Below are 16,164 nucleotides of genomic sequence, written 5' to 3'. Positions count from 1 at the left end.
GACCGCAGCGCTTCCATCGCGAGCAGGCTCGCTCCCGCATTGGAATGATGTTCTCTGTGGGAGCGAGCCTGCTCGCGAAGGGGCCAGCACAGACACAACAAAAAACGGCCTCCCATAGCGGAGGCCGTTTTGCATTCACTTCTGCCGACTTTTCTTGCGCCGCCGCCATTGCCGCGCTACCCACCAGCGCCAGTACAGCATCACCAGAAAGTAGGCGAGGACGCCCAGCACCAGACCGACGACCACCGAGCCCAATAAAAACGGCTGCCACAATGTCGACAGCTCACCGCTGATCCATTCCCAGGTCAGCTCGTCCGGCAGATGCCGCGCCGGCACATCCATCAGGAACGCCCCGGCCTGGTAGGTGCAGAAAAACACCGCCGGCATGGTGATCGGATTGGTCAGCCAGACCAGACTCACCGCGATCGGCATATTGCCGCGCACCATCACCGCCAATGCCGCCGCCACCAGCATCTGTGCCGGGATCGGCAGGAATGCCGCAAACAGGCCGACCGCCATCGCCCGGGCGACCGAGTGGCGGTTGAGATGCCAGAGGTTCGGGTCATGCAGCAACGTGCCGAGAAAGCGTAAGGATTTGTGTTCCCTGATGCTCGTCGGGTCGGGCATGTAACGTTTGAATAAGCGCCGGGGCATAAGGCTTCTCGGTCGGTTAAGGCGGCAAGTATGTCTGGATTCTACGAACCGCCCATTCAGACTTTGTGACAATTGTTGACGACGGTGGTGCCGCAGGCCCGCTATGCCTAAGGAGGGAACTCTCAAGGACGGGCATATGCGCACAGGGATGATGGCGCTGGCAGTCGGTCTGCTGGCCCCGGTTTTATTGCCGGCCTTGCCGCCGGTCGGCTTGCTGGTAGTGCTGCCAGTGGTGGCGCTGATGCTGCTGCCGTTTCGCAGCTATCCATTGGCTTTTTTGCTGTTTGGTTTCACGTGGGCTTGTTTCAGTGCGCAGTGGGCGCTGACTGACCGCTTGCCACCGGGCCTGGACGGCGAGACCCGTTGGCTTGAAGGGCGAGTGGTCGGCTTGCCGCAACACAACGATGGCGTGGTGCGTTTCGAGCTGGCTGATGCGCGTTCACGCCACGAAAAGCTGCCGTCGCTGCTGCGCCTGGCCTGGTACGCCGGGCCGCCGGTCAACAGCGGCGAACGCTGGCGACTGGCGGTGAAGTTGAAGCGCCCGAGTGGCTTGCTCAACCCGGACGCTTTCGATTACGAGGCCTGGCTGCTGGCGCAACGGATCGGGGCGACCGGCACGATCAAGGATGGCCAGCGCCTGGCTGAGGCCCGGTATGCATGGCGCGACGGCGTTCGCCAGCGCCTGCTGGCGGCCGATGCGCAAGGACGAGAGGGCGCGCTGGCGGCGCTGGTGCTTGGTGACGGTTCAGGCCTCAGTCGCGAGGATTGGCAGGTGCTGCAAGACACCGGCACCGTGCATTTGCTGGTGATCTCCGGCCAGCACATCGGCTTGCTCGCCGCAGTGATGTATCTGCTGGTCGCCGGGCTGGCGCGTTTCGGAATCTGGCCGTTGCGCTGGCCATGGCTGCCGTGGGCGTGCGGCCTGGCCTTCACGGCGGCGCTGGGTTACGGCCTGCTCGCCGGTTTCGATGTGCCAGTGCAGCGCGCCTGCGTGATGGTGGCGCTGGTGCTGCTGTGGCGCCTGCGTTTTCGCCATCTTGGTGCGTGGTGGCCGTTATTGCTGGCGTTCAATGGCGTGCTGTTGTTCGATCCGCTGGCCAGTTTGCGTCCAGGTTTCTGGCTGTCCTTCGCGGCGGTGGCAGTGTTGATCTTCACTTTCGGCGGGCGGCTGGGGGCCTGGCGCTGGTGGCAGACCTGGACCCGCGCGCAGTGGCTGATCGCAATCGGCTTGTGTCCGGTGTTGCTGGCGCTGAGCTTGCCGATCAGCGTCAGCGGGCCGGTAGCCAATCTGCTGGCCGTTCCGTGGGTCAGCCTCGTGGTGCTGCCGCCGGCATTGCTCGGCACGCTATTGCTGCCCGTGCCTTATGTTGGCGAAGGGCTGTTGTGGCTGGCCGGTGGTTTGATCGACTGGCTGTTTATCGGGCTGGCGCTGATTGCCTGGCACTGGCCGGCGTGGATACCTGCCGCCATTCCACTCTGGGCGTTGATCCTGGGCAGCCTTGGCGCGATTTTATTGCTGTTGCCCCGAGGCGTGCCAATGCGACCGTTGGGCTGGCCGCTAATGTTGCTCCTGGCATTGCCGCCTCAAGAGCGAATAGAAGAAGGGCGGGCCGATGTCTGGCAACTCGACGTCGGCCAAGGCCTGGCCATCCTCATCCGCACCCGCCATCACGCGCTTCTCTATGACGCCGGCCCGCGTTTCGGCGAGTTCGATCTCGGCGAGCGAGTGGTACTGCCAGCGTTACGTAAACTTAATGTCCAAGCGCTCGACTTGATGCTGCTCAGCCACGCTGACGCCGATCACGCTGGCGGCGCCCGGGCGGTAATGCAGGGATTGAAGGTGCACCGCGTGGTCAGCGGCGATGCGCCAAACCTACCGCCGGAGCTGAACGCCGAAGTCTGCGCAAGTGGCGAACGGTGGCAGTGGGACGGCGTGCAGTTCCAGCTCTGGCAATGGTCGGCGGCCGATGACAGCAACCAGCGCTCCTGTGTATTGCAGATCGTGGCCAACGGTGAACGCCTGCTGCTCACCGGCGATATCGACATTCGCGCCGAGCGCGTTCTGCTCGACAGCCCGCTGGCCGTGCCGACGCAGTGGCTGCAATCGCCCCATCACGGCAGCCGCAGTTCATCATCGATGGCCCTGCTCAAAGCCTTGCAGCCCGAAGCGGTGCTGATCTCCCGTGGCCACGGCAACTCCTTCGGTCATCCGCATCCAACCGTGCTGGAGCGATACCGCAAGCAAGGTCTGCGCATCTACGACAGCGCCGAGCACGGTGCCATTCATCTGCAACTGGGCAGCTTCAAACCGCCGTGGACGATGCGTCAACAGCGGCGTTTCTGGCGCGATCCACCGGTGGCTGGCCGTTGATCGGTGCCAGCATGAGTGCCACCTCACGGTCGTCGGGGCGGCGACTCTTAATCGCGGATCGGTATGGTAAAGTGGCGCACTTTTTCGAGGGGACTGTCACTGTGTGGGAATTGGTCAAATCCGGCGGCTGGATGATGTTGCCGATCATTCTGAGTTCCATCGCGGCCATGGCGATCGTCGCCGAGCGCCTGTGGACACTGCGCGCCAGTCGCGTCACCCCCGAGCATCTGCTGGGTCAGGTCTGGGTCTGGATCAAGGACAAGCAGCTCAACAAGGAAAAACTCAAGGAATTGCGCGCCAACTCGCCGCTGGGGGAAATCCTCGCCGCAGGCCTGGCCAATTCCAAGCATGGTCGCGAGATCATGAAAGAGTGCATCGAAGAGGCCGCCGCGCGGGTCATTCATGAACTCGAACGCTACATCAACGCACTCGGCACCATAGCCGCCATGGCGCCGCTGCTCGGCCTGCTCGGCACCGTGCTGGGCATGATCGACATTTTCAGTGCCTTCACCGGCTCCGGCATGACCACCAATGCTTCGGTACTGGCCGGCGGTATTTCCAAAGCGCTGATCACGACCGCAGCGGGCCTGATGGTCGGGATTCCAGCGGTGTTCTTCCACCGGTTTTTGCAGCGCCGCATCGACGAGCTGGTGGTCGGTATGGAGCAGGAAGCGATCAAACTGGTGGAAGTAGTGCAGGGCGACCGTGATGTCGATCTGGCCGAGGGCAAAGCGTGAAATTCCGTCGCAAGCCCCGGGAAACCGTAGACATCAACCTCGCGTCGCTGATCGACGTGGTGTTCATTCTGCTGCTGTTTTTCGTGGTCACTACCACTTTCACTCGGGAAACCCAGTTGCGCGTGGATCTGCCGGAAGCGGTCAGCGGTTCGCCTGCCGAAGATCAGCAGGTCAAACAGCTGGACGTCGCGATCAGTGCCGAAGGCGTGTTCTCGGTGAACAACAAGATTCTGCCGAAGAATGATCTGGCGACGCTGATGGAAGCCATGCAGAAAGAATCCAACGGCGACACCAACATGCCGCTGTCGATCAGTGCCGATGGCAAGGCCCAGCATCAATCGGTGATCACCGCCATGGACGCGGCCGGCAAGCTCGGTTTCAGCCATCTGCGCATGACCACGGTCGAGGCGGCGCCGAAATCCTGATGAGCCTGTCCGATCGCCTGCTCGCCGCGTGGTATCAGGGGCATCCGGCCCTGACGCTGCTGCGGCCACTGGAAATGCTGTATCGCCGCGTGGTGATCAACAAACGTCAGCGCTTTCTCGACGGCGAAGGTGAAATCTACCAATCGCCGGTTCCGTTGATCGTGGTCGGCAATATCACCGTTGGTGGCACCGGCAAGACGCCGATGATTCTCTGGCTGATCGAACATTGCCGACGCCGTGGACTGCGCGTCGGCGTGGTCAGTCGCGGTTACGGCGCCAAACCGCCGCAACTGCCGTGGCGGGTTGAGGCCGAGCACAGCGCCGAGATTGCCGGTGACGAGCCGTTGCTGATCGTCCAGCGCACCGGCGTGCCGCTGATGATCGATCCCGATCGCAGCGCCGCCGTCAAAGTCTTGATTGCCAGTGAGCCACTGGACCTGATTCTGTCTGACGACGGCATGCAGCATTATCGTCTGGCGCGGGATCTGGAACTGGTGCTGATCGATGCCGCACGGGGCCTGGGCAATCAGCGCTGTCTGCCGGCCGGGCCGTTGCGTGAGCCGGTCGAGCGCCTGCAAAGTGTCGATGGCGTGCTGTTCAACGGTGCCCTTGATGATCGCGACGATGGTTTCGCCTTCCGCCTGCAACCCACCGCGCTGGTCAATCTGCGCAGCGGCGAACGTCAGTCGCTCGAGCATTTCCCGCCCGGGCAAGCGCTGCATGCGGTGGCCGGGATCGGCAATCCGCAACGTTTCTTCAATACCCTCGAAGCGCTAGACTGGCGGCCGATCGCCCATGCATTTGCCGACCACGCCGAGTACAGCGTGCAGGCGTTGAATTTCACCCCGTCATTGCCGTTGGTGATGACCGAAAAGGACGCGGTGAAGTGCCGTGCCTTTGCTGCTGCCGACTGGTGGTATCTGGCGGTCGATGCCGTGCCGTCGCCAGCCTTCGTGGCCTGGTTCGACACTCAGCTGATGCGCCTGTTGCCGGATCGTCTGCTGCCTTAACTCTTTTATTTCTGGGAATGTTCATGGACACCAAACTGCTCGACATCCTCGCTTGCCCCGTGTGCAAAGGCCCGCTCAAGCTCAGCGCCGACAAGACCGAACTGATCAGCAAGGGCGCCGGCCTGGCCTATCCGATCCGCGACGGCATCCCGGTGATGCTGGAAAGCGAAGCGCGCACCCTGACCACCGACGAGCGTCTGGATAAATGACCACAGCCTTCACCGTTGTCATCCCGTCGCGGTTCGCCTCGACCCGTCTGCCGGGCAAGCCGTTGCTGGATATTGCCGGCAAACCGATGATCCAGCATGTCTGGGAACAGGCGAGCAAAAGCAGCGCGACCCGCGTCGTTGTTGCAACTGACGATGCACGCATCGTCGAGGCATGCAAAAGCTTTGGCGCCGAAGTGGTGCTGACCCGTGAAGATCACAACTCCGGCACCGATCGTCTGGCCGAGGTCGCAGCGAAACTCGGTCTTGCGCCTGATGCGATCGTGGTCAACGTCCAGGGCGATGAGCCGCTGATTCCGCCAAGCGTGATCGACCAGGTCGCCGCCAACCTTGCTGCCCACACCGAAGCGCGCATGGCCACGCTGGCTGAGCCGATCGAAGACGTGGAGACCCTGTTCAACCCCAACGTGGTCAAGGTCGCCAGCGACATCAACGGCCTCGCGCTGACTTTCAGCCGCGCGACCTTGCCATGGGCACGCGATGCATTTGCCAAGAGCCGCGAGCAGCTGCCAGAAGGCGTGCCCTATCGCCGCCACATCGGTATTTATGCCTATCGCGCCGGGTTCCTCCACGACTTCGTGAGCTGGGGGCCGTGCTGGCTGGAAAATACCGAATCTCTTGAGCAACTGCGTGCCTTGTGGCACGGCGTGCGTATCCATGTTGCCGACGCGCTGATCGCGCCGCCGACCGGTGTCGACACCGTTGAAGACCTTGAGCGGGTTCGTCGCCTGCTGGGGGCCTGATGCGCGTTCTGTTTGTGTGCCTGGGCAACATCTGCCGTTCGCCCACCGCTGAAGGCGTGTTGCGTCACAAGTTGCGTGAAGCCGGGCTGGCCGATGTGGTCGAAGTGGCCTCCGCGGGCACCGGTGACTGGCACGTCGGCAACCCGCCGGACAAGCGCAGCCAGGCCGCGGCGAAAGTGCGCGGTTATGACCTGTCGACGCAACGCGCGCAGCAGGTCAGCCGGGCCGATTTCGCCAGCTACGACCTGATTCTCGCCATGGACAACAGCAATCTGCGCAACCTCAAGGCCTTGCAGCCGTCCACCGGCAGGGCCGAGCTGGATCTGTTTTTGCGTCGTTATGCCGGGCTGCTCGATGAAGTGCCGGATCCGTATTACGACGGTGATCAGGGTTTCGAGCAGGTGCTCGATCTGATCGAAGCGGCCTGCGACCAGTTGCTGATCGAAGTGAAGGGCCGTTTATGAGTTTGCAGGTGCAACCGCAAGTATCTTTGCAGGCCTTCAATACGTTTGGCGTCGATGTGCGCGCGCAGCTGTTTGCCGAAGCCCACAGTGATGACGATGTCCGCGAAGCGCTGGCCTATGCCGCGTCCCATGACGTGCCGTTGCTGGTGATCGGCGGCGGCAGCAACTTGCTGCTGACGGCGGATATTCCGGCGTTGGTATTGCGCATGGCTACGCGCGGCATCCGCGTGCTCAGCGACGATGGCAGTCGTGTGGTGGTCGAGGCGGAAGCGGGCGAACCGTGGCATCCGTTCGTGCAGCACACGCTGGCCGCGGGTTTTACCGGGCTGGAAAACCTCAGCCTGATTCCCGGCACCGTCGGCGCCGCGCCGATGCAGAACATCGGCGCCTATGGTGTCGAGATCAAGGACGTGTTTGCCGGCCTGACTGCGCTGGACCGCGAGAGCGGCGAGCTGCGGGATTTCAGCCTGGAGCAGTGCAATTTCGGCTACCGCGACAGTGTGTTCAAGCAGCAGCCGGGACGTTGGCTGATCCTGCGGGTGCGCTTCAAGCTTGATCGCGCCGCGCACCTGCATCTGGAATACGGCCCGGTCCGTCAGCGCCTGAGCGAGCAGGGCATCGAGCAGCCGACGCCCAGCGATGTCAGCCGCGCCATCTGCAGCATCCGCAGTGAAAAACTGCCGGACCCGGCGGTGCTCGGCAATGCCGGCAGCTTTTTCAAGAATCCGCTGGTGCCTGCCGCTGTGGTCACGCAGATCCAAGCGCAGCACCCGGATCTGGTGGCTTACCCGCAAGCCGATGGGCAGATGAAACTGGCCGCTGGCTGGCTGATCGAACGCGCCGGCTGGAAAGGCTTCCGCGACGGCGATGCCGGCGTGCACAAGTTGCAGGCGCTGGTGCTGGTCAACTACGGCACGGCCACCGGCCTGCAACTGCTCGACCTGGCGCAACGTATCCAGAAAGACATCGCCGAACGGTTTCATGTCGAACTGGAAATGGAGCCCAACCGGTATTGAGGCTACGCTTGCCTGACGCCATCCAAAGCCCTGCACTGATGAAAAAAGTGCAGGGCTTTTTTGTTAATGCTGGGTTAACTTAGCGACCTAACGATACCTACCATTTGCTCCACCCAAAGGCCCGGTGCAGACGTTCCCGTCGGCGCGAGAGAGCCTGATTAGCCTGAGTCGATCTGCGCGAACCCACCGCTGATTTTCCGGCGGCAGATTGCTCGACCCCATAACCACTAAAAAATATGCGGGCGTGCCCATGATTACCCTGAAACTCAACGGTCAAGACCACTCCCTCGATGTCACCGAAGACATGCCGCTGTTGTGGGCGATTCGTGACGTCGCCGGATACAACGGCACCAAATTCGGTTGCGGCATGGGCCTGTGCGGCGCCTGCACCATCCATATCGACGGCTTGCCGGCACGCAGTTGCATCACGCCGATCGGCTCGGTAATCGGCCAGAACGTCACCACCATCGATAATCTCCACGCCGACCCGGTAGGCAAGGTCGTGCAGCAAGCCTGGCTCGACAGCGCCGTGGCTCAATGCGGTTATTGCCAGGGCGGGCAGATCATGTCGGCCACCGCTCTGCTGAAAACCAACCCCAACCCGAGCGACGAGCAGATCGAAGAAGCCATGGTCGGCAATATCTGCCGCTGCGGTACTTACAACCGGATCAAAACCGCGATCCGCCAGGCCTCCACCCAACTGAAGGAGGTGAAGGCATGAGCCGCGTCCCGAATGATTTCGCCCTGAGCAACCTCAGCCGCCGTGGTTTTCTCAAAGGCGTCGGCGCCACTGGTGCGCTGGTCCTCGCCGCGAGCTGGGGCTGGCAGGATGCGCTGGCCGATGACGCGCCGAAGAAGTTCGGTGCCGACGGCATGCCCAATGGCTGGATCGACGACCCCAAGGTTTACGTGAGCATTGCTGCCGATGGCAGCGTCACCGTGGTGTGCAACCGTTCGGAAATGGGCCAGGGCGTGCGCACCAGCCTGAGCATGGTGGTTGCCGATGAACTCGAGGCCGATTGGGCGCAGGTCAAAGTGCAGCAGGCGCCGGGTGACGAAGTGCGCTTCGGCAACCAGGACACCGATGGTTCGCGCAGCATGCGTCACTGGTACGAGCCGATGCGGCGTTGCGGCGCCGCCGCGCGGACCATGCTCGAACAGGCCGCCGCTGCGCGGTGGAAAGTGCCGGTTGGCGAATGCCATGCGCAACTGCACAAGGTCATTCACAAACCGTCCGGCCGTGAATTGGGTTACGGCGAACTCGCCGCTGCCGCCAGTGCGCTGGCAGTGCCGGCGCGTGACAGCCTGCGACTCAAGCAGCCGTCGGAATTTCGCTACATCGGCAAGGAAGGCACCAAGGCCATCGACGGTGCCGACATCGTCAATGGCCGCGCAGTGTACGGCGCCGACGTGCATTTCGACGGCATGCTCTACGCCACTATCGCTCGCCCGGCAGTGTACGGCGGCAAGGTCAAAAGCCTCGATGACAGCGCCGCGCTGAAAGTCCCCGGCGTGCTAAAAGTCATGCAGATCGAAGGCCGGCCGTTGCCGTCAGAGTTCCAGCCACTGGGCGGCGTCGCGGTTGTGGCCAGCAACACCTGGGCGGCGATCAAGGGTCGCGAGGCGCTGAAGATCGAGTGGGACGACGGCCCGAATGCCAGTTATGACTCGATTGCCTATCGCAAGGAACTCGAAGCCGCGTCGCTGAAGGCCGGCAAAGTGGTGCGCAATACCGGTGATATCGACAAGGCCTTGAGCGGCGCTGCCAGCACTCTCGAAGCGTCGTATTACCTGCCGCATCTGGCGCAGGCACCGATGGAACCGATGGTTGCCATCGCCCGTTACAAGGACGGCGTCTGCGAAGCCTGGGCGCCGAGTCAGGCACCGCAGGTCACCCGTGAGCGCATCGCCGAACGCCTGGGCGTGCCGTTCGAAAAGGTCACCTTCAATGTGACATTGCTGGGCGGTGGTTTCGGGCGCAAGTCGAAACCGGACTTCGTCGTTGAAGCCGCGATCCTCGCCAAGGAGTTTCCGGGCAAGGCTGTACGGGTGCAGTGGACCCGCGAAGACGACATCCACAATTCGTATTTCCACACCGTGTCGGCGGAATATCTCAAGGCCGGCATCGACAAGAACGGCATGCCGTCCGGGTGGCTGCATCGCACCGTAGCGCCGAGCATCACCGCCTTGTTTGCGCCGGACATGAACCACGAAGCGGCGTTCGAGCTGGGCATGGGCTTTACCAACATGGCCTATGCGATTCCCAACGTCCGCCTGGAAAACCCCGAAGCCAAGGTACACACCCGCGTCGGCTGGTACCGCTCGGTGTCGAACATTCCCCACGGCTTCGCGATTCAGAGTTTCGTCGACGAACTGGCGCACAAGGCCGGGGAAGATCCGCTCAAGTACCAGATCAAATTGCTCGGCCCGGACCGGCAGATTGATCCTCGCACCTTGAGCGAAGAGTGGAACTACGGCGAATCGCCCGAGCGTTATCCGATCGACACCGGGCGCATGCGCACCGTGCTGGAAACCGCCGCCAAGGCAGCCGGATGGGGACGCAAACTGCCCAAGGGCCGTGGCCTCGGTCTGGCAGTGCATTACAGCTTCGTCACCTATGTCGCGGCGGTGATCGAAGTCGAGGTCAAGGACGATGGTTCGCTGATCGTGCACAAGGCCGACATCGCCGTGGACTGCGGGCCGCAGATCAACCCTGAGCGCATCCGTTCGCAGTTCGAAGGTGCGTGCGTCATGGGCCTGGGCAACGCCGTGCTCGGTGAGATCAGCTTCAAGGACGGTAAGGTCCAGCAGGACAACTTCCATATGTACGAGGTCGCGCGCATGTCGCTGGCGCCCAAGGAAGTCGCGGTGCATCTGGTGACGCCGCCGGGTGACGTGCCGTTGGGTGGCGTTGGTGAGCCGGGTGTGCCGCCGATTGCCCCGGCGCTGTGCAATGCGATCTTCGCCGCCACCGGCAAGCGCATCCGCAATCTGCCGGTGCGGTATCAGTTGCAGGGCTGGCAGAAGGCGCAAGCGTAATGGACAGCGTCGATCTCAACGTCCTGCGCAGCGTCCTCGAGTGGCGCCGCGCCGGACAGCGGGTGGTGCTGTTCAGCGTGGTGCAGACGTGGGGCACCGCGCCGCGCTCGCCCGGTGCCATGCTCGCCTTGCGCGAGGACGGCGTGGTGATCGGCTCGGTGTCGGGCGGCTGTGTCGAGGATGACTTGATCGCGCGGCTGCACGACGGCCGCATCGCCACCGACGGCCCGCCGGTGCAGATGATCACTTATGGCGTGACCCGCGAGGAGGCCGCGCGTTTCGGTCTGCCTTGCGGTGGCACCCTGCGCCTGACCGAAGAGCGCGTCGGTGACCCCGCGTGGGTGGCCGAGCTGCTGCAGCGGTGCGAAAACCACGAAATCGTTGCTCGGGAACTGAACATCGAAACCGGCGAGGTGCTGCTGGTTCCGGCGAGCAAGTCCGATTCGCTGGTGTTCGACGGCAAGATTCTGCGGGCGATTTACGGCCCGCGCTGGCGCTTGTTGCTGATCGGTGCCGGGCAGTTGTCGCGCTACGTCGCCGACATGGCGCGGCTGCTGGATTTCGAAGTGCTGATCTGCGATCCGCGCAGCGAGTTCGTTTACGGCTGGGAAGAGCAGCATGGCCGTTTCGTCGCCGGCATGCCGGATGAGGCTGTGCTGAACATCCAGACCGACGAGCGCACGGCGATTGTCGCCTTGACTCACGATCCACGCCTGGACGATATGGCTTTGCTCACCGCGCTCGACTCGCCGGCGTTCTACGTCGGCGCGCTCGGTTCGCGGGTCAACAGCCAGAAGCGCCGGGAAAATCTGGCTCAGCTAGGCTTGTCGCAAGCATCGATTGATCGCTTGCACGGGCCGATCGGCCTGCACATCGGCAGTCATTCGCCGGCAGAGATCGCCTTGTCGTTGCTGGCGGAAATTGTCGCGATCAAGAACGGTGTGGAGCTGAAACAGAAAAAACCGCTGGAGGGTGCATGAGCCAATCCATCGCAGTGATTGTGCTGGCGGCGGGCGAGGGCAAACGCTTTCGCCAGATCGCCGGCCCCGACAAAGACAAATTGCTCGCTGACTGCACCGGGCGTGACGGCGCGGTGCGCTCGGTCATCGAGCAGGTGCTGATGAATCTGCCAGCCAGTCTCGACAAGCGTGTACTGGTCACCACCGAAGCGCGACCGCAGGCGATGCGCATGGCCCAGGCTTATGGCTGCGACGTGGTGTCGATCGAATCGACCGGCATGGGCGACAGCATTGCCGCAGGTGTTGCCGCTTGCCCGGGCGCTGATGGCTGGTTGATTGTGCTCGGCGATATGCCGTTTATCCTATCTTCGAGTATCGAGCGAGTGCTCGCGGCGATGGCTGATGACGCGGTGAGCGTGCCGGTGGTGAGTGGCGAGTTTGGCCATCCGGTGGGGTTTGGTCGTTCGTTTGGCGCGCAGTTGCAGGCGCTGACCGGCGATCGTGGCGCAAGGCCGTTGTTTGCGCAGGGCAGGGTGGTGGAAGTGGCGGTGGATGATCCGGGGGTGTTGTGGGATATCGATGTGCCTGAATCTCTGGTATTTCCTCGGCCCTGAGCCGTGTTGTATCCCTTGTGGGAGCGAGCCTGCTCGCGAATGCGCTGGTTCAGTTACATGAATATTGTCTGACCCACCGCCTTCGCGAGCAGGCTCGCTCCCACAAAGGTTGTGGATGATGCCGGTATTTCAGGCAATAAAAAGCCCCGCCAGGCTTTCACCAGGCGGGGCTTTTTAATGGCTTCAGGAATTACACGAGTGGTTTAGGCTCGTGCTCTTTTTCCTGAGCTTCTTCGCGCTGTTCAACCGCGTCCTGAACGGAGCGTGGTGCTTCAGCGATCACCGATTCTACCGTTGCTTCTTCCGCGACCGGGGCAGGAGCTGCCTCGGTCACTTCAGCTGCAGGGGCCGGTTCGGCAGCCACAGGGGCCGCAGCGGCAGCCAGTTCGGCTTCCTTCTGCAGACGCTCGGCTTCACGCTTGCGACGACGCACTTCACGCGGGTCGTTTGGCGCGCGGCCGTTCGGCGTCAGGGCGCTGACCGGAGCCGGCGCTTCAACCACTGGCGCTGGCGCTTCGACTGCGGCTGGTGCTTCTTCAACCTGAGCTTCGGCAACCGGAGCTTCAACTACTGGTGTCGGCGCCGGCTCTGCTGCTGCAACTACTGGCTCGGAAACCATGGCTTGCGGCACTTCGGCTTCAGCGACTGGCACTGGGGCTTCGGTGACGGCTGGCTCGGCAACCCAGTTGAACGCAGTCTGCTCTTCGCGAACTTCACGCACGGTTTTGGTCACGTTTTCGCTGACGGTTTCTACCGCTGGCTCAGTGACGGCCGCTGGTGCTTCGACGACAGCTTCCGGTTCGGCAGTTGCTTCAGCCTGAGGTTGAGCTTCGCGGACCGGAGCGACTTCGATTTCCGGTGCAGCAGTCACTTCCACTGGTGTGGTGGCTTCGACAGCCGGCGTTTCGACTGGAGCAGTTTCCAGTGTGGCGGCGGTGGCGCGTTCAGCCTGCTCGTGGGCTTGGGCTTCTGCCGGAGCGCTGATGGTGCTGCTGGCAACGGCGGCGGTGACGGCCAGGCCAGCGGCCAGATCGGCAGTGCTTGGCTCGCCAGCGTTTTCAGCGGACTCGGATTCTTCCGAACCTTCGATCACGTTGCCGTTGGCATCACGTTGACGCTCGCGACGGTTGCTGCGACGACGCTGGCCACGGGAGCGACGACGTGGACGATCGCCTTCGGCGTTGTCCTGACCGTCTTCCGGCAGTTGCTCTTCGTTGTTGCTGTTCACTTCTTCTTCAGCGACGGCAGCAGCGGCCTGCTCGGCACGCGGTTGACGCTCTTCACGCGGTGGACGCGGAGCGCGTTCTTCGCGTGGCTGACGGGCCGGACGCTCTTCAGCGGTCACGGCAGCAACGGCTGCGGCTGCGGCTGGCGCGGCGTCCAGCGGCTCGCGCAGTTCACGCACGCGTTCTTCACGCTCGCCACGCGGCTTGCGATCTTCACGTGGGGCACGCGGTGCACGTTCTTCACGCGGGGCACGTGGTGCGCGCTCTTCGCGGGCTACCGGCGCTTCGCTGCGGGTTTCACGCGGCTCGCGGGCTTCACGTGGCTGGCGCTCTTCGCGCGGCTCGCGTGGTGCGCGCTCTTCACGTGGAGCACGTTCTTCGCGCGGCTTGCGTTCTTCATCGCGGCGACCGTTACGGTTGCGGCTCTGCTGACGACCGTTGCGGCGCTCTTCGTTGCGGGCAGGACGCTCGGTGGCAGCCGGTTTCGCAACCGCGACCGGTGCGGCTGGCTCTTCCTTGGTGGCGAACAGGCTGACCAGCGACTTCACCAGGCCCTTGAACAGGCTAGGCTCAGGTGCGGCAACCGGTGCAGGAGCAGGTGCGGCAGGGGCAACTTCAGTCGGCACCGGTGCATTGGCACGGGCCGGCGCGGTTTTCACTGCAGCTTCCTGGCGAACCAGAGTGCGAGTCGCAGCGGCTGGCTGGACTTCTTCGACTTCGGCAGCGGCGGCAGCGATTTCGTAGCTGGACTGGTTGGTCGCGGCTTCCGGGCTGTCGTCACGCAGACGCTGAACTTCAAAGTGCGGCGTCTCGAGGTGATCGTTCGGCAGAATGACGATACGGGCACGGGTGCGCAGTTCGATCTTGGTGATCGAGTTGCGTTTTTCGTTGAGCAGGAACGCAGCGACCGGGATCGGCACTTGCGCGCGAACTTCGGCGGTGCGGTCTTTCAGGGCTTCTTCTTCGATCAGGCGCAGAATGGCCAGCGACAGCGATTCAACGTCACGGATGATGCCGGTGCCGTTGCAACGCGGGCAGACGATGCCGCTGCTTTCGCCCAGCGATGGACGCAGGCGCTGACGGGACATTTCCAGCAGGCCGAAACGCGAGATGCGACCGATCTGCACACGGGCGCGGTCAGCTTCCAGGCATTCGCGGACTTTCTCTTCCACGGCGCGCTGGTTCTTGGCCGGGGTCATGTCGATGAAGTCGATGACGATCAGGCCGCCGATGTCGCGCAGGCGCAACTGACGGGCGATTTCTTCGGCGGCTTCAAGGTTGGTCTGCAGGGCGGTTTCTTCGATGTCGCTGCCTTTGGTGGCGCGCGCCGAGTTGATGTCGATGGACACCAGGGCTTCGGTCGGATCGATGACGATGGAGCCGCCGGAAGGCAGTTCGACGACGCGCTGGAATGCGGTCTCGATCTGGCTTTCGATCTGGAAACGGTTGAACAGCGGCACGCTGTCTTCGTACAGCTTGATCTTGCTGGCGTACTGCGGCATCACCTGGCGGATGAAGGTCAGGGCTTCGTCCTGGGCTTCAACGCTGTCGATCAGCACTTCGCCGATGTCCTGGCGCAGGTAATCGCGGATGGCGCGGATGATCACGTTGCTTTCCTGGTAGATCAGGAATGGCGCGGAGCGATCCAGCGAGGCTTCTTTGATGGCGGTCCACAGTTGCAGCAGGTAATCGAGGTCCCACTGCATTTCTTCGCTGCTGCGGCCCAGGCCGGCAGTGCGCACGATCAGACCCATGTCGGCCGGAGCAACCAGGCCGTTCAGCGCTTCACGCAGTTCGTTGCGCTCTTCACCTTCGATGCGACGGGAGATGCCGCCGGCACGCGGGTTGTTCGGCATCAGTACGAGGTAACGACCGGCCAGGCTGATGAAGGTGGTCAGGGCGGCGCCCTTGTTGCCACGTTCTTCTTTCTCGACCTGAACGATGACTTCCTGGCCTTCGCTCAGGACGTCCTTGATGTTGACGCGGCCTTCTGGGGCTTTCTTGAAGTATTCGCGGGAGATTTCTTTGAGGGGCAGGAAGCCGTGGCGCTCGGAGCCGAAATCGACAAAGGCAGCCTCAAGGCTTGGTTCGATGCGAGTGATACGGCCTTTATAGATGTTGGCCTTCTTCTGCTCGCGTGCACCGGATTCGATGTCCAGGTCGTAGAGGCGCTGGCCATCTACCAGTGCAACACGCAACTCTTCGGGTTGAGTTGCGTTAATCAGCATTCTTTTCATGTAGTACCGTCGGTTTCCGGGCTGCCGGAAACGGCGTTCGGCACACACGACTTCTCACGGTCGGTGTCAGGTGCGTCGGGAGTGGTTGGCCATTCCCGTGTCCAGCGATGTGCGGCCAATTGGGCCGATACCGCGACGTACGCGTCCTGCTTGCTGTGGCTACTTAAGCACTCAGTCAGGAGGAGGAATCAACCAGCGGCTGTGGACGAGATGAAGCGTCTTGATCAAAGCTTGTTGCTACACAGTCCGGCGGTTGTGCATCTCCACCCTACACGTATCCCTGATAATTCGGGTGCTGCCGCGCGCAGAATCCGCAGCGGGTTGGCATTTACCGTGAGCTCCGAAAGGGGAGGTCACGCATCATGGCTAATTCAGGCGATGTTTCCGAAGCAATCGCTCGGGGTCATTCGCAGTCGACTGCACTTTGTGAACTGGCCTTGAA

General features: G+C 62.7%; 14 protein-coding genes. 12 read left to right on the top strand and 2 right to left on the bottom strand.

Annotated elements, in window-relative coordinates; translation table 11 throughout:
* Positions 1-135 precede the first annotated feature (135 nt).
* A complete protein-coding gene (locus V8J63_RS10000; RefSeq protein WP_016770668.1) occupies positions 136-654 on the bottom strand; it encodes a DUF2062 domain-containing protein in 519 nt (172 codons plus the stop codon).
* A 136-nt stretch (positions 655-790) separates the two neighbouring features.
* Between V8J63_RS10000 and V8J63_RS09995 the strand changes: the two genes are divergently transcribed.
* The 12 genes from V8J63_RS09995 to V8J63_RS09940 all read left to right on the top strand — a co-directional run bounded on the left by V8J63_RS09995 (position 791) and on the right by V8J63_RS09940 (position 12,259).
* Complete coding sequence (locus V8J63_RS09995; RefSeq protein WP_336463957.1) at positions 791-3,025, top strand: DNA internalization-related competence protein ComEC/Rec2; 2,235 nt, start codon at positions 791-793, stop codon at positions 3,023-3,025.
* Positions 3,026-3,126: 101 nt separating this feature from the next.
* Positions 3,127-3,762 carry a MotA/TolQ/ExbB proton channel family protein gene (locus V8J63_RS09990; RefSeq protein WP_016771007.1) on the top strand — a complete coding sequence of 212 codons (636 nt, stop codon included), beginning with the start codon at positions 3,127-3,129 and terminating at the stop codon, positions 3,760-3,762.
* On the top strand, positions 3,759-4,187 hold the full coding sequence (locus V8J63_RS09985) for an ExbD/TolR family protein (protein ID WP_016771006.1): 429 nt from the start codon (positions 3,759-3,761) through the stop codon (positions 4,185-4,187). The genes V8J63_RS09990 and V8J63_RS09985 overlap by 4 nt, the downstream gene beginning before the upstream one ends.
* On the top strand, positions 4,187-5,197 hold the full coding sequence (lpxK, locus tag V8J63_RS09980; RefSeq protein WP_130888443.1) for a tetraacyldisaccharide 4'-kinase: 1,011 nt from the start codon (positions 4,187-4,189) through the stop codon (positions 5,195-5,197). The genes V8J63_RS09985 and lpxK overlap by 1 nt, the downstream gene beginning before the upstream one ends.
* Before the next feature lie 23 nt (positions 5,198-5,220).
* Entirely contained in the window at positions 5,221-5,406 is a 186-nt protein-coding gene (locus V8J63_RS09975; protein ID WP_003179363.1) for a Trm112 family protein, read from the top strand.
* Positions 5,403-6,167, top strand: coding sequence for a 3-deoxy-manno-octulosonate cytidylyltransferase (gene kdsB / locus V8J63_RS09970; RefSeq protein ID WP_024013932.1), 765 nt, complete (start codon positions 5,403-5,405; stop codon positions 6,165-6,167). Before V8J63_RS09975 ends, kdsB begins: the two co-directional genes overlap by 4 nt.
* Positions 6,167-6,631 (top strand): low molecular weight protein-tyrosine-phosphatase, encoded by a 465-nt coding sequence (locus V8J63_RS09965; protein WP_130888444.1) that lies wholly within the window; start codon positions 6,167-6,169, stop codon positions 6,629-6,631. Before kdsB ends, V8J63_RS09965 begins: the two co-directional genes overlap by 1 nt.
* A complete protein-coding gene (gene murB, locus V8J63_RS09960; RefSeq protein ID WP_130888445.1) occupies positions 6,628-7,647 on the top strand; it encodes a UDP-N-acetylmuramate dehydrogenase in 1,020 nt (339 codons plus the stop codon). The genes V8J63_RS09965 and murB overlap by 4 nt, the downstream gene beginning before the upstream one ends.
* A 250-nt stretch (positions 7,648-7,897) precedes the next feature.
* Positions 7,898-8,368, top strand: a complete 471-nt coding sequence (locus V8J63_RS09955) for a (2Fe-2S)-binding protein (RefSeq protein ID WP_041479453.1) — start codon at positions 7,898-7,900, stop codon at positions 8,366-8,368.
* A complete protein-coding gene (locus tag V8J63_RS09950) occupies positions 8,365-10,686 on the top strand; it encodes a xanthine dehydrogenase family protein molybdopterin-binding subunit (protein ID WP_336463956.1) in 2,322 nt (773 codons plus the stop codon). The genes V8J63_RS09955 and V8J63_RS09950 overlap by 4 nt, the downstream gene beginning before the upstream one ends.
* The gene (locus V8J63_RS09945; protein ID WP_122611447.1) at positions 10,686-11,666 is read left to right on the top strand and encodes an XdhC family protein; all 981 of its coding nucleotides are present in this window, start codon (positions 10,686-10,688) and stop codon (positions 11,664-11,666) included. The genes V8J63_RS09950 and V8J63_RS09945 overlap by 1 nt, the downstream gene beginning before the upstream one ends.
* On the top strand, positions 11,663-12,259 hold the full coding sequence (locus V8J63_RS09940; RefSeq protein ID WP_130888448.1) for a nucleotidyltransferase family protein: 597 nt from the start codon (positions 11,663-11,665) through the stop codon (positions 12,257-12,259). Before V8J63_RS09945 ends, V8J63_RS09940 begins: the two co-directional genes overlap by 4 nt.
* Positions 12,260-12,449: 190 nt before the next feature.
* On the opposite strand, the gene rne is transcribed toward V8J63_RS09940, so the two are convergent.
* Positions 12,450-15,722, bottom strand: coding sequence for a ribonuclease E (rne, locus tag V8J63_RS09935; RefSeq protein WP_336463955.1), 3,273 nt, complete (start codon positions 15,720-15,722; stop codon positions 12,450-12,452).
* Between the last annotated feature and the right edge of the window lie 442 nt (positions 15,723-16,164).

This window comes from Pseudomonas sp. CCNWLW23 (assembly GCF_037095675.1).
GTDB classification, from domain to species: Bacteria; Pseudomonadota; Gammaproteobacteria; order Pseudomonadales; family Pseudomonadaceae; genus Aquipseudomonas; species Aquipseudomonas atacamensis.
The sequence above is the reverse complement of the archived record's forward strand: the minus strand, read 5'-3'. Positions and strand labels throughout refer to the sequence as shown.